This is a genomic window from Flavobacterium sp. 38-13 (genome assembly GCF_001899155.1).
Lineage (GTDB): Bacteria > Bacteroidota > Bacteroidia > Flavobacteriales > Flavobacteriaceae > Flavobacterium > Flavobacterium lindanitolerans.
In genome coordinates, this window is record NZ_MKVG01000003.1 from 1 (window position 1) to 12,910 (window position 12,910).

A 12,910-nucleotide genomic window follows, 5' to 3' on the forward strand; every position below is an offset into this window, starting at 1 on the left:
ACAAGGAGAACAACGCGAGCAAGGAGTTCAAGGCTCACTTCTCGCTGAAGAGATAAAGATATTTTTGTTTAGGTTATTTTGATTGAAAAAGGGAGCTTCCGTTTTATTTATGGAGCTCCCTTTGGATTTTTATAAAAAAAGAATGTAATTAACTGTCAATTCTGATGAATTGTCCCTGGCTGTCAAAAACGAGGTTCAGTCCATTTGAAAGTTCTACGTCATAACCTGTTCTTTCAATTTCAATAGTGTTGATAGTTTGTCCGGCATAATTTGCAGTAACATAGGTTGTGATGGCTTCCGGAACAATTGCGGTAGGAACTGCCTGGGTATTGCCGTCTACATCGGTCCAGTTTCCATTACTGTCAAAATCAATCTCAAAACCATTGTTAAGATAAACGTCATAAATGGAACCATCATCATCTGCTATGGCATTTTGTTTTATGATTCTGGATTCAACACCGGGAAAATGGGTCGTTAAAAAAGTTCTTGCGTTTTCAGGAAGTGCGCTAAATTCTATTACTGTTGAAGTATTGCCGTCATTGTTATCGTCATTAGAGCATGACCCTACTAAGATTGCTGTGAAGGATGCTAAAAATGCAGTTGCCAGTAAGTTTCTCATACTTTTCATCATCTTAAAATTTAAATTAGTAGTCTATTCTTAAAAACTTTTCGTTGGAATCAAATTCCAATTCCAAACCGTTACTAAGGTCAACTTCATAACCCCAACGACTCTTGTCTATTTTTGTAACATTTGCGTCTTTATAATTTGCTTTGACATAGGCAGCAATCTTGGCTGGAATGGCTGTAACCGGAATTGCATTATGGTTTCCGTCTATTTCTTCCCAATTGCCCTTGCCATCAAATTCAATTTCGGTAGTATTGGAAAACTGCACTTTGTATTCTGTAGAAAAAATTTCCTTTTCCTTAACGATATAAGTAGGAGTTTCGTTTGGAAAATGTTTCTTTAAAAATGTCTGTGCATTGGCAGGAAGCTCGGCAGTTGTAATTGTAGTTTTTTGTGCGGAAACTGACAGGCTGAAAAATGTGCTTGCTATCAATCCCAGGATAAATTGTACTTTCATGGCTAATTGTTTTAAATTTCTACTACAAGATTACAAGCAGAATTTGGAAACAATTAGGAATAATAAAAAAAGGTTTATTTTTTCGGAAAAATTATTTTAAACTGATGGCTGTCAACAAAACTATACTTAATCGAAAGAGAATAAGTATTGGCAATCGATTTTACAATGGCAAGGCCTAATCCGGTGGATTCGTTGGTGTTAGTATGCCTGTAGAATCGGTTGAAAATAATTTCCGGGTTTAAAGGAGTTGTTGCCCCGCTATTGGAAATCGTAATGCTATTTTCATCAATTTCAAAAGTAACCTTCCCGCCCTGATGATTGTGGACCAGAGCATTTTTAAGAAGATTGCTAATTAATGCGGTAGCAAGTCCTTTGTTCATGCTGAAGGATAGCGAAGTATTTTCAGTAACAGAAATAGTGATTTCTTTATAGGCAGCCAAATCAGAAAAATCGTCTGCCAGTTGGTGAATCAGCTCATTAAAATGAACCTGTTCTTCTTCCGCAAATTGCTGGTTTTCAATTTTTGAAAGCATGAGCAAGGATTTATTTAAGCGAACCAATCGGTTTAAAGTATCTGTAATTTTTCCAATCTCGGACATTTGTTCTTCCGGCAATGTATTGTTTTCTGCAAATAGTTCCAGCTTGTTGATGCTGATGGCTAATGGAGTCTGCAATTCGTGGGAAGCATTCTCAATAAATTGTTTCTGGCTGGAATAGATGATTTCGTTGCGCTGCAACATTTCTTCCACTTCTTTGGCAAGTGTCTTAAATTCATCAATTGGAGAATTGATGGGTTTTGGCTGCATTCCGGTTCCCAATCTGAATTTTTTAAGGTTGTCCAGAATCGCATGAAACGATTTCCAGATTCTTTTTAAAAGAAAATGGTTTACAACCAAAATACTGATAACTAGCATGACGTACAGTCCCAAAAGAGCTACAGCCAGATCTTCGAGCAACTCGTCTTCTTCAACAATAGAAGCTTTTATGATGAGTTCATGCGGATTGCCGTTTTTATCATTAAAAACAGTGGTCAGGGTTCGGATAGGCTCATCATCATCGTCATATTCCATAAATTCAGACGAGGAAGAAAATTCGTCTTTATAGGAATAATTCCCTTTTGGGAGTGGTTTTATAGTGAACTTGTTAATACCGAATTCCGGAGTATTTAATAGTTTTTCGTCAGCAAAAGCTTGCCTGATAATAATGATTTTGGAATTTTTAAGGTCATCATCAATATTGTCATACACTTCGTCCAGAATAAGCATATAAAACAAGCCTGCCCAGATTGGGATGACAGCAAGAAGCGTTATTGCCAGATAGCGAAGCGTATAGTTTTGTAATTTCATCAGCTCATTTTATAACCAATACCATATACTGCCTGTATGTCCATTTCGGCATCGGCATCCTTCAGTTTTTTACGAAGATTCTTTATCTGCGAATATACAAAATCAAGATTATCAGCCTGGTCGGTATGGTCGCCCCAGACATATTCTGCGAGTGCAGTTTTATTGATTAGCCGATTGGGATTGATAACGAAATAATACAATAAGTCGAATTCTTTGCGGTTTAAGACCAGATTTTCATTATTAACTGTAACGCTTCTCTGTTCCGGTGACAGGGTCAGGTTTTTCCATACGATATGATTGTCGCCATTGTGGCTTTTCCGACGAATGGCTGATTTGATGCGCGCGTGCAATTCCGCGAGATGGAACGGCTTACTAAGGTAATCATCGGCACCCAGGTCAAGTCCTTTTACTTTATCGTCTACCGCATCTTTTGCCGATATGATAATGATGGCTTCCTGTTTTCGTTGTTTTTTTATCTCAGCCAGCAAATCCAGACCGCTTCCGTTAGGCAGCATAATGTCAATCAGGACACAGTCATAATCATAGGAACCGAGTTTGTCCAGTCCGGAAATAAAATCATGGGCAGTTTCCACAATGTATTTTTCCTTTTCTAAAGATTGTTGGATTACTTCCCGGAGTCCGGCCTCATCTTCAATGATTAAGATTTTCATGCTTTCCGATTTTATAGCTTAAATGTATGAATTGGTGGCCAAAATAGAATCAGATTTTGGAAACAATTAGGAATAGGAGAATTCGCTATATTTTACTTTTTTTAACCCGGCGTAAATCCAGCATATTTAAAGGATTTATGCCAAGACCGGTAACATTTTTTCGCGTAAAACGGGCAACCTTATCATAAAATAAAGGAATAACCGGGGCTTCTTTGATAATTAAATCATCCATTTTTTGATACAATTCAAAACGTTTGGCATTATCGGTTTCTAAGAAAGCATTTTCATACAGCCTGTCATATTCAGCATTTTTAAAGTGTGTGTAATTAGGGCCGTTAGGAGCAAAGTTTTTACTATAGAACAATGAAAGGTAGTTTTCTGCATCCGGATAATCCGCAATCCAGCTTGCCCTGAAAAAAGAAACTTTTCCTGTAGAAATGGCTTGCCTTAAAGTAGCCGGAGGATTGACGTCTATGGCAACGTCAAGACCTATTTTTTTCCATTCCCGTTGGAGGTATTCTGAAATATCAAGGTAGGTAGCATTGGTACTCAAGGTGATTTTTGGATTTTTGTCGCCCGTAGCCTTTTTATAAGCAGCAACCAAATCCCTTGCTTTTTGAATATCATAATCATAGCCAATTTTTGAGGCATCAAAACTAGGGAGCCCGGCAGGAATCATTCCGTTTATGGCCGGAGTTCCCATTCCGTTTCGGAGATAGGTTATCAGCTTTTGCCTGTCAAATCCGTAATTCATTGCCTGTCGTATTCTTTTGTCGAGTAATACCTTGTCATTTCCATCCATGCGGAAACCAAGATATTCCGTATTGAGGTAAGGTCCCGTAATCATGGTGACATCTTTTTTGTACTTTTCCTGAAGTTCCCCGCTTTGTGTCAGAATTTCATCTTTATAAGACGGATGGAGTCCGGATACAAAATCGATTTTACCCTGTGCGAATAAAAGAAAACCGCTCTGTTTGTCAGGCAGAAAAGTTACCGCAACGGCTTCCAGATACGGCAATTGATTTCCGTTTTCATCTTTTTCAAAATACAGCGGATTCTTTCTCAGGACCAGTTTCACATTTTCTTCCCATAATTTGAACTGAAAAGGACCGGTGCCAATAGGTTTTGTCCTAAAGTCATAACCGGGAACAGCAAAAGCTTCTTTTGGAACCACAGAAGCATATTTCATGGAAAGCAGCCCTAAAAAGGCCGGGAATGGTTTCTTTAACTGTATTTCAAACACGGTATCATTCTTAGCCTTGAAATTTTCTACATTCTGCATAATCCATCCTCCGGGTGATGCTATTTTTTCATCTAAAAGTCGGTTAAAGCTGTATTCAAAATCATGGGCATTTACGGTACGGGTTGAATCTTTACTGTTGGCAAATACACTGCTTTTATGAAAGAAAACATCTTTTCTCAAATTGAAATTATAGGTTTTCCCATCTTCAGAAATCGTCCAGGATTTGGCAAGGTCTGGTTTAATATTCAGGCTATCGTCCAATTGTATCAGGCCATTATAAAGCTGGTTACACATCCAGATATTGTCCTGCGATTTTGCAAAAGCAGGGTCAAGAGAACTGACATTGGCATCCTGGTTAAAGCGAAAAACTTCATAGTCACGATTTTCTTCTGCTCTTTTTCCACAGGAACATAAAGTTAACGTTATCCAAAATATTGATATGTAGTATATTATTGATTTCATTTTGAAAAATATTGTATGTAAATTTGCAGGCTATTTGCAAAATGTAAATATAACTAAAGATACCAATTCCCCAATTTCCGGGAAAATTTATAATGACAGAGAACAGAAAAAAAGTTGCTTTTTATACACTGGGATGTAAGCTGAATTTTTCAGAAACATCTACTATTGCCCGAAACTTTCAGGATGAAGGTTTTGACCGTGTCGAATTTGAAGAAGTTGCCGATATTTATGTTATAAACACATGCTCGGTAACAGAAAATGCGGACAAGCAATTCAAGCAGGTCGTAAAAAAAGCGATGAAACTCAATGAAAAGGCATTTGTAGCGGCAGTTGGCTGTTATGCGCAATTGAAACCGGAAGAATTGGCTGCAGTTGATGGTGTGGATTTAGTTTTGGGTGCTACAGAAAAGTTCAAGATTACAGATTATATAAACGATTTGTCGAAAAATGATTTCGGCGAAGTACATTCCTGCGAAATAGCCGAAGCAGATTTTTATGTGGGCAGTTATTCTATTGGTGACAGGACCCGTGCCTTTTTAAAAGTACAGGACGGTTGTGATTACAAGTGTACTTACTGCACGATTCCTTTGGCAAGAGGAATTTCAAGAAGCGATACGATGGAAAATGTATTGAAAAATGCCAAAGAAATTTCACAGCAAAACATCAAGGAAATTGTCCTTACCGGAGTCAATATCGGAGATTATGGAAAAGGAGAATTCGGAAATAAAAAGCACGAGCACACTTTTTACGAACTGGTTCAGGAATTGGACAAGGTAGAAGGAATTGAGCGTTTGAGAATTTCGTCTATAGAACCAAACCTGCTTCGTGATGAAACTATCGAATTTGTTTCAAAATCAAGAACATTTGTACCGCATTTTCATATTCCGTTACAATCCGGAAGCAACGATATTCTGAAAAAGATGAAGCGCCGCTATCTGAGAGAAGTATATATCAACAGGGTCAATAAAATCCGCGAAGTAATGCCGCATGCCTGTATAGGGGTTGACGTTATTGTAGGATTTCCCGGTGAAACCGATGAGCATTTCCTGGAAACCTATCATTTTCTGAATGACCTGGATATTTCCTACCTGCATGTTTTTACCTATTCAGAAAGAGACAATACAGAAGCAGCGGCAATGCCAAATCCTGTTCCTGCCAACATACGTGCCAAAAGAAGCAAGATGTTGAGAGGATTATCTGTTAAGAAGAGAAGGGCTTTTTATGAAAGTCAGTTAGGAACCAACAGAACGGTCTTGTTTGAAGGAGAAAACAAAGAAGGCTATATTCATGGTTTTACCGAGAATTATGTAAAGGTAAAAACGCCATGGAATCCGGAATTGGTAAATACGCTGCATGAAATCAACCTGACCAAAATTGATGAAGACGGTTTGGTTAGGATGGAGTTTTTAAATGTAGAAGCCTAATTGCAATAGATGTTTTAATACCTGTAGTGGAATCGGATTTTAGTAATTCTGAAAACGGATTCACCATATTTTTCTATAAACTCAAAAGAATTCCTGCCTGTTTGCTTAAAGCTTACAATCAGGGCGGCAGAAATTTCAAAATACATCTTTTCGCCTTCCATCATCATCCGTCCGCCGCTTTTCCTGTAGCCGGAACGGATAAGTGTAAACTCTGACAAATTCCAGGTAGTTGAGTGGTTGTCAAAACTTTCCTGGAGACTATACAATCCTTCCGTAATTTCGGTTTTACATCCGTAATATTTTTCGATGTTTTCGAAGAAGCTAAGAATTTTAAGGTTTTCTTCTGTCATTCGATAAAAATAATGGATTGCCGGAAACTTTACAACAAAAATACAGTTGATATTGTTTTGCGCCTCTGCGTCTTTGCGTGAAAAATTGCTCGCAAAGCCGCGAAGTTTAATCAGGAGCAAGCATAAATCAGCGTAATTATCTAATCTGTGGCTGAAAAACTTAAATGACCATTAGAGGTTTATCTCCCCGATGATAACGTTCAATATTTCTATTGTAGAATTTTGCGCCTCTGCGTCTTTGCGTGAAAATCATTGCTCGTAAAGCCGCAAAGCCGCGAAGTTTAATCAGGAGCAAACATAAATCAGCGTAATTATTCTAATCTGTGGCTAAAACTTTGCCAGACGAATCAAATTAAATGCGGATTCCCGGAGGAAGCAATTCTTTGTAAGCAGGATTTTTTCTGAAAAAGGCTGCTATTTTCGGATGTATAGGTACTACTTTTAATTTCCGTTGTTCTGCAATAGACATGATTTCTTTTAGGAAGTCATTTATAAAATCGTCATTCTCAAATTGTTCAGGAGTGAGTATTTTAGTGAGAAAAATTTTTTTCTCCTGAAAAGAGTATTCAACCGCAATTAGTTTTCCGTCACTATGGGCTTCAAACTGTCTTGAAAAAGTGTTGTCTTTAATTTCCATAATTCAAATAAAGATATTGTAGTGGTATCGATGGTTTAAACGGCATGAGTTTTGATTTTGAAAACATTGTCGTTTTATAACTTATCGATTATTTAAAATGTTGAGAAGAGGTGTTTGGGATAAAAACCATAATTTTATACAAATTTCGTAATAAAAACCTTTTGTTGCTGTTATGATACCGTTAAAACAATTCTGATGGAAAAAATTCCAGTATATTTTATGCCGGGTATGGCCGCTAGCTCCACAATTTTTGAAAGGATTCATCTGCCTGAAGACCAGTTCGAAACCCATCTTTTAGAATGGACGATTCCGTTGGAAGGAGAAAGTCTTGCAGGTTATGCAGAACGAATGGCGAAAGAAATAAAACATGAAAATCCCGTACTTATTGGTGTGTCTTTTGGCGGAGTTTTAGTACAGGAAATGGCCCGATTTGTAAAGGCAAGAAAAGTGATTATTATTTCAAGTGTCAAATGCAATGCAGAGTTTCCGAGAAGGATGAAAGTTGCAAAATCAATAAGAGCCTACAAGTTTTTCCCTACCGGACTGATGCAGAACGTGGAAGCCTTTGCGAAATTTTCTTTTGGAAACGATAAGATGAACAAAAAGCTGAAGCTTTATGAAAAATTTCTTTCCATGAGAGACAAAAAATATCTGGACTGGGCTCTGGAGCAGATTATTTTATGGGATAGGGCAATACCGGATGAGCAAGTGGTTCATATTCATGGTGATGCGGATGAAGTTTTTCCTCCTAAATACATTAAGGGATTTATCCCTGTAAAAGGCGGGACACATATTATGATTATTAATAAGTTCAAATGGCTGAACGAACACCTTCCTAAAATTATATTAGGAGCGTAAATATTAAAAAATGTTTGTAGGTTTACAAAATACACTCAAAGACTAAAGACTAAGACTATGAAATTGATGAAGAAGACTGGCTTGATAGCCTCGGTTGTTTTGGTAAGCGGCATTTTAATCCATGCGGTTTCCGATGAAAAAATAGGAGATAAGGCTCCGGTAGAAAAAGGTTATTTTTTTCCTGCAGAAATTGATTTTGCCGGAGAAAAAACACCTCTGAATATTGTTGATGTAAAAGAACGCTTTGATAGGGAGTTACTGGTTAATGCAAACCTGGACGCTTCTACGCTTTTGATTATAAAAAGGGCCAACCGCTTTTTTCCGGTTATAGAACCCATCCTCAAAAAAAATGGGGTTCCTGATGATTTTAAATATCTTGCCGTAGCAGAAAGTGCATTGATGAATGCTACCTCTTCTGCGGGAGCCAAAGGATTCTGGCAGTTTATGGCAGACACGGCAAAAGAAAGAGGTATGGAGGTAAATGATGTTGTTGATGAGAGATACCATCTTGAAAAATCGACAGAAGCAGCCTGCAAATACCTGTTGGATGCCTATAAAAAGTTTGGTAGCTGGACATTGGCTGCGGCTTCTTATAATGGAGGTTTTGGCGGAGTCAATAAGCAAATAACGATTCAGGGAGTTACAAATTATTATGACCTCCTTTTGACGGATGAGACAGCGCGTTATGTTTTCAGGATTCTGGCCTTGAAGCAAATTATGCAAAACCCGGTACAATACGGATTCAATGTGGCGCCGGCAGAATTATATCAGGCAATTCCAACCCGAAAGCTGGAAATAGACAGCTCGATTACTGACCTGGCTTCTTTCGCAAAATCACAGGGAATCAATTATAAGATTTTGAAAATCCATAATCCATGGCTTCGCGACAGGAAGTTGACAAATCCGGCGAAAAAGAAATATGTAATAGAAATTCCGACAGAGGGATATTAAATAAAAAAGCCATACTGAAAAGTATGGCTTTTTTATGGTAGGTATTTCTTTTTAGATTTTCTTCAATTGTTCCTTCATCATCTTCACCTGGTCTTTAAGCATGTTCTGCTTGTCTAATCTTTTAACCTCGTTCAACAGGTTCGTAGCTTCGATTTTTCTTCGTCTTGACATAGCAACACCGGCAAGGTTTAATTTGGCAACGGCAAGGTCCATATCCATTGACAATCCTAATTCCACCGCTTTTTTGAAATGCTTTTCAGCCTGCATCAGGTTGGTTTGCGAAAGCATCAGTCCGTGAAGGTAGTTGTAATATCCTTGTTGTTTTCTGACCAAAGCCGTTTCAGGATTTTTGATGTAGGCCAGCCATTTTTGAGCTCCGGCAAAATCCTGTTTTCTCAATTTAAGGAAAGCCAGAAGTATAAATTCATTTTTAAAATAAAGTAATATAAAGACCAGTGATAACAGGATAAGGAAAATCCCGTTTCCGATGTTGTTTTCTGTAAATTGCCAAATTCCGGTAGCGATAATTAGTCCGGCTAAGATGAGTTTAATATTTCTATGGAACATAATTTTGTATATTTGAGTCGCAAAGGTAATAAAATCAATTAAAAATATTTTTATAAAACTACTTGCCAGAAAAAAAAGACTTCGTATATTTGCACTCGGTTTTGGAACAGCTATTGATTTCGAACCTATAAAAAGATATTTAATTAAGATTTTTAAAGATATAAAGCAATGAGCAAAAGAACGTTTCAACCATCGAAAAGAAAAAGAAGAAATAAGCACGGTTTTATGGAAAGAATGGCTACAGCCAATGGAAGAAAAGTGCTTGCTCGTAGAAGAGCTAAAGGAAGACATAAACTTACTGTTTCTTCTGAACCAAGACACAAAAAATAATGTTTAGATAAACATCGATAAAGGCGTTACTTAATTTCAGTACCGCCTTTTTTTATACCTTGTCGCTAAATTTTAAATAGGTTCAGGGTGTCAGCCCTGCCAGGATTAACTACAACAACACACAACAACATGCCGAAAGACAATTCAATTAAATCAGTTTTAATCATCGGTTCAGGTCCAATCGTTATCGGACAGGCCTGCGAGTTTGATTATGCTGGTTCACAATCCGCACGATCTATCAGAGAAGAAGGAATTGAAGTTATCTTAATCAATTCCAATCCCGCTACAATTATGACAGACCCGTCAATGGCCGACCATGTTTATTTGAAGCCACTGACAACCAAGTCTATCATCGAAATCCTTAAAGAACATCCGCAGATTGATGCCGTTTTGCCAACAATGGGAGGACAGACTGCCTTGAATTTATGTCTGGAAGCCGATGAAAAAGGAATCTGGGCAGATTTTGGCGTGAAATTAATTGGTGTGGATATCAATGCCATTAATATTACCGAAGACCGTGAACAGTTCAAGCAATTGCTTCAGAAAATTGATATTCCGGCAGCACCTGCAAAAACAGCTACTTCTTTCCTTCAGGGAAAAGAAATCGCACAGGAATTTGGTTTTCCGTTGGTAATACGCCCTTCGTTTACCTTAGGAGGAACCGGAGCTGCTTTCGTACATAAAAAAGAAGATTTTGATGATTTGCTTACCAAAGGATTGGAAGCTTCTCCAATACACGAAGTACTTATCGATAAGGCATTGTTTGGTTGGAAAGAATATGAACTAGAACTTTTAAGAGATAAAAATGACAATGTCGTAATCATCTGTTCTATTGAAAATATGGACCCGATGGGTATCCATACAGGTGATTCTATTACGGTAGCTCCGGCAATGACATTATCTGATGCTACTTTCCAAAAGATGCGTGACATGGCCATCAAGATGATGCGAAGCATTGGAAATTTTGCAGGTGGATGTAACGTGCAGTTTGCAGTATCTCCGGATGAAAGAGAAGATATTGTAGCTATCGAAATCAATCCGCGTGTTTCCCGTTCTTCGGCCCTGGCATCAAAAGCAACAGGTTATCCTATTGCCAAGATTGCTTCAAAACTGGCTTTGGGATATCACCTGGACGAATTGCAAAACCAGATTACCAAGTCGACTTCGGCCTTATTTGAGCCTACTTTGGATTATGTAATCGTAAAAATACCACGTTGGAACTTTGACAAGTTTGAAGGTGCAGACAGAACGTTGGGGCTTCAGATGAAATCAGTAGGAGAGGTGATGGGTATTGGCCGTTCCTTCCAGGAGGCTTTGCATAAAGCTACACAATCTTTGGAAATCAAAAGAAATGGTCTGGGTGCTGACGGCAAAGGCTATACGAACTACGAGCAGATTATCGAAAAGCTGACTTTTGCAAGTTGGGATCGCGTTTTCGTGATTTATGATGCCATCCAAATGGGTATTCCGTTGAGCAGGATTCATGAAATCACTAAAATTGACATGTGGTTCCTGAAACAATACGAAGAATTATATACGTTGGAAAAAGAAATTTCCAACTTTAAAATAGATACGCTTCCAAAAGAATTATTGTTGGAAGCCAAACAGAAAGGTTTTGCCGACAGGCAGATTGCTCACATGATGGGCTGTCTTGAAAGTCAGGTGCACAAGCTACGTGAAGAAATGAACATCAACCGCGTTTACAAACTGGTTGATACGTGTGCTGCAGAGTTTAAAGCAAAAACACCGTATTACTATTCAACTTTTGAAGCCGAAATTGAAACGGCAGACGGTAAACGATATGTCCATAACGAAAGTGCCGTAACCGATAGAAAGAAAGTGGTTGTCCTTGGTTCAGGTCCAAACCGAATCGGTCAGGGAATTGAGTTTGACTATTCCTGCGTACATGGTGTTTTGGCGGCTAAAGAATGCGGTTATGAAACGATAATGATTAACTGTAATCCTGAAACCGTTTCTACCGATTTTGATACGGCAGACAAATTATACTTCGAGCCGGTGTTCTGGGAGCATATCTATGATATTATCCAGCATGAAAAACCGGAAGGTGTAATCGTACAGTTAGGAGGACAGACGGCATTAAAACTGGCAGAAAAGCTTTCCAAATACGGAATCAAGATTATAGGAACCAGCTTTGATGCACTCGATTTGGCAGAAGACAGAGGGCGTTTTTCAGAACTCCTCACGGAATTGAATATCCCGTTCCCTAAATTCGGGATTGCCGAAACTGCTGATGAAGCATCGGCTTTGGCAGATAAATTAGATTTTCCTTTGCTGGTCAGACCATCTTATGTGCTTGGCGGACAAGGAATGAAAATCGTTATCAATAAAAAAGAACTGGAAGAGCACGTAATCGATTTGTTGCGTAGTATTCCTGGAAATAAGCTGTTGTTAGACCATTATCTGGATGGAGCAATTGAGGCAGAAGCAGATGCCATCTGTGACGGTGAAAATGTTTACATCATCGGAATCATGGAGCATATTGAACCTTGCGGAGTGCATTCGGGAGATTCAAATGCAACGTTGCCACCATTCAATTTAGGTGAGTTCGTGATGCAGCAGATTAAAGACCATACGAAGAAAATTGCATTGGCTTTGAAAACGGTAGGTCTGATTAATATCCAGTTTGCTATTAAAGATGATATGGTTTATATCATCGAGGCTAACCCAAGAGCATCCAGAACGGTTCCGTTTATTGCAAAAGCATATGGCGAGCCTTATGTAAATTATGCGACTAAAGTAATGTTAGGGCATAATAAAGTGACGGACTTTGACTTTAATCCTCACTTAAAAGGATTTGCTATAAAACAGCCGGTTTTCTCTTTCAGCAAATTTTCAGGAGTTAACAAGGCGCTTGGTCCGGAAATGAAATCTACAGGAGAAAGCATTTTGTTTATCGATGACCTGAAAGACGATCAGTTCTATGAGCTGTACAGCCGACGCAAAATGTACTTGAGTAAATAATAAAAAA

13 protein-coding genes are annotated in these 12,910 nt (G+C 38.3%); 5 read left to right on the plus strand and 8 right to left on the minus strand.

Features of this window, described 5'->3' with window-relative positions; translation table 11 throughout:
* Positions 1–148: 148 nt before the first annotated feature.
* From BGO88_RS00450 to BGO88_RS00470, 5 genes are all read right to left on the minus strand, one after another.
* A complete protein-coding gene (locus BGO88_RS00450; RefSeq protein ID WP_286705566.1) occupies positions 149–619 on the minus strand; it encodes a PepSY-like domain-containing protein in 471 nt (156 codons plus the stop codon).
* Between the two features lie 25 nt (positions 620–644).
* The gene (locus BGO88_RS00455) at positions 645–1,082 is read right to left on the minus strand and encodes a PepSY-like domain-containing protein (RefSeq protein WP_286705567.1); all 438 of its coding nucleotides are present in this window, start codon (positions 1,080–1,082) and stop codon (positions 645–647) included.
* Positions 1,083–1,156: 74 nt separating this feature from the next.
* The gene (locus BGO88_RS00460; RefSeq protein WP_286705568.1) at positions 1,157–2,428 is read right to left on the minus strand and encodes a sensor histidine kinase; all 1,272 of its coding nucleotides are present in this window, start codon (positions 2,426–2,428) and stop codon (positions 1,157–1,159) included.
* On the minus strand, positions 2,428–3,099 hold the full coding sequence (locus tag BGO88_RS00465; protein ID WP_101472978.1) for a response regulator transcription factor: 672 nt from the start codon (positions 3,097–3,099) through the stop codon (positions 2,428–2,430). The genes BGO88_RS00460 and BGO88_RS00465 overlap by 1 nt, the downstream gene beginning before the upstream one ends.
* An 85-nt stretch (positions 3,100–3,184) precedes the next feature.
* Positions 3,185–4,804 (minus strand): ABC transporter substrate-binding protein, encoded by a 1,620-nt coding sequence (locus BGO88_RS00470; protein ID WP_286705569.1) that lies wholly within the window; start codon positions 4,802–4,804, stop codon positions 3,185–3,187.
* A gap of 92 nt (positions 4,805–4,896) precedes the next feature.
* On the opposite strand from BGO88_RS00470, the gene mtaB reads away from it, so the two are divergent.
* The gene (mtaB, locus tag BGO88_RS00475; RefSeq protein ID WP_286705570.1) at positions 4,897–6,228 is read left to right on the plus strand and encodes a tRNA (N(6)-L-threonylcarbamoyladenosine(37)-C(2))-methylthiotransferase MtaB; all 1,332 of its coding nucleotides are present in this window, start codon (positions 4,897–4,899) and stop codon (positions 6,226–6,228) included.
* A gap of 14 nt (positions 6,229–6,242) precedes the next feature.
* On the opposite strand, the gene BGO88_RS00480 is transcribed toward mtaB, so the two are convergent.
* Positions 6,243–6,578, minus strand: coding sequence for a hypothetical protein (locus BGO88_RS00480; protein WP_273235868.1), 336 nt, complete (start codon positions 6,576–6,578; stop codon positions 6,243–6,245).
* A gap of 352 nt (positions 6,579–6,930) precedes the next feature.
* Complete coding sequence (locus BGO88_RS00485; RefSeq protein ID WP_101472974.1) at positions 6,931–7,215, minus strand: GNAT family N-acetyltransferase; 285 nt, start codon at positions 7,213–7,215, stop codon at positions 6,931–6,933.
* Between the two features lie 195 nt (positions 7,216–7,410).
* Between BGO88_RS00485 and BGO88_RS00490 the strand changes: the two genes are divergently transcribed.
* Positions 7,411–8,073, plus strand: a complete 663-nt coding sequence (locus BGO88_RS00490) for an alpha/beta fold hydrolase (protein ID WP_286705571.1) — start codon at positions 7,411–7,413, stop codon at positions 8,071–8,073.
* A gap of 57 nt (positions 8,074–8,130) precedes the next feature.
* A complete protein-coding gene (locus BGO88_RS00495; RefSeq protein WP_056072827.1) occupies positions 8,131–9,024 on the plus strand; it encodes a lytic transglycosylase domain-containing protein in 894 nt (297 codons plus the stop codon).
* A 51-nt stretch (positions 9,025–9,075) separates the two neighbouring features.
* On the opposite strand, the gene BGO88_RS00500 is transcribed toward BGO88_RS00495, so the two are convergent.
* A complete protein-coding gene (locus BGO88_RS00500) occupies positions 9,076–9,591 on the minus strand; it encodes a hypothetical protein (RefSeq protein WP_056072824.1) in 516 nt (171 codons plus the stop codon).
* 168 nt (positions 9,592–9,759) lie between these two features.
* Here BGO88_RS00500 and rpmH point away from each other — a divergent pair, with 168 nt between their 5' ends.
* Together rpmH and carB are read left to right on the plus strand one after the other, a co-directional pair.
* The gene (rpmH, locus tag BGO88_RS00505) at positions 9,760–9,921 is read left to right on the plus strand and encodes a 50S ribosomal protein L34 (RefSeq protein WP_056072822.1); all 162 of its coding nucleotides are present in this window, start codon (positions 9,760–9,762) and stop codon (positions 9,919–9,921) included.
* 129 nt (positions 9,922–10,050) lie between these two features.
* Positions 10,051–12,903, plus strand: a complete 2,853-nt coding sequence (gene carB, locus BGO88_RS00510; RefSeq protein ID WP_101472987.1) for a carbamoyl-phosphate synthase large subunit — start codon at positions 10,051–10,053, stop codon at positions 12,901–12,903.
* Positions 12,904–12,910 lie beyond the last annotated feature (7 nt).

Excerpts from the sequence above, each read along its gene's own strand:
- BGO88_RS00450 (WP_286705566.1), bottom strand. The coding sequence starts at position 619 with ATGAGAAACTTACTGGCAACTGCATTTTTAGCATCCTTCACAGCAATC.
- BGO88_RS00455 (WP_286705567.1), bottom strand. The coding sequence starts at position 1,082 with ATGAAAGTACAATTTATCCTGGGATTGATAGCAAGCACATTTTTCAGC.
- BGO88_RS00460 (WP_286705568.1), bottom strand. The coding sequence starts at position 2,428 with ATGAAATTACAAAACTATACGCTTCGCTATCTGGCAATAACGCTTCTT.
- BGO88_RS00465 (WP_101472978.1), bottom strand. The coding sequence starts at position 3,099 with ATGAAAATCTTAATCATTGAAGATGAGGCCGGACTCCGGGAAGTAATC.
- BGO88_RS00470 (WP_286705569.1), bottom strand. The coding sequence starts at position 4,804 with ATGAAATCAATAATATACTACATATCAATATTTTGGATAACGTTAACT.
- mtaB (WP_286705570.1), top strand. The coding sequence starts at position 4,897 with ATGACAGAGAACAGAAAAAAAGTTGCTTTTTATACACTGGGATGTAAG.
- BGO88_RS00480 (WP_273235868.1), bottom strand. The coding sequence starts at position 6,578 with ATGACAGAAGAAAACCTTAAAATTCTTAGCTTCTTCGAAAACATCGAA.
- BGO88_RS00485 (WP_101472974.1), bottom strand. The coding sequence starts at position 7,215 with ATGGAAATTAAAGACAACACTTTTTCAAGACAGTTTGAAGCCCATAGT.
- BGO88_RS00490 (WP_286705571.1), top strand. The coding sequence starts at position 7,411 with ATGGAAAAAATTCCAGTATATTTTATGCCGGGTATGGCCGCTAGCTCC.
- BGO88_RS00495 (WP_056072827.1), top strand. The coding sequence starts at position 8,131 with ATGAAATTGATGAAGAAGACTGGCTTGATAGCCTCGGTTGTTTTGGTA.
- BGO88_RS00500 (WP_056072824.1), bottom strand. The coding sequence starts at position 9,591 with ATGTTCCATAGAAATATTAAACTCATCTTAGCCGGACTAATTATCGCT.
- rpmH (WP_056072822.1), top strand. The coding sequence starts at position 9,760 with ATGAGCAAAAGAACGTTTCAACCATCGAAAAGAAAAAGAAGAAATAAG.
- carB (WP_101472987.1), top strand. The coding sequence starts at position 10,051 with ATGCCGAAAGACAATTCAATTAAATCAGTTTTAATCATCGGTTCAGGT.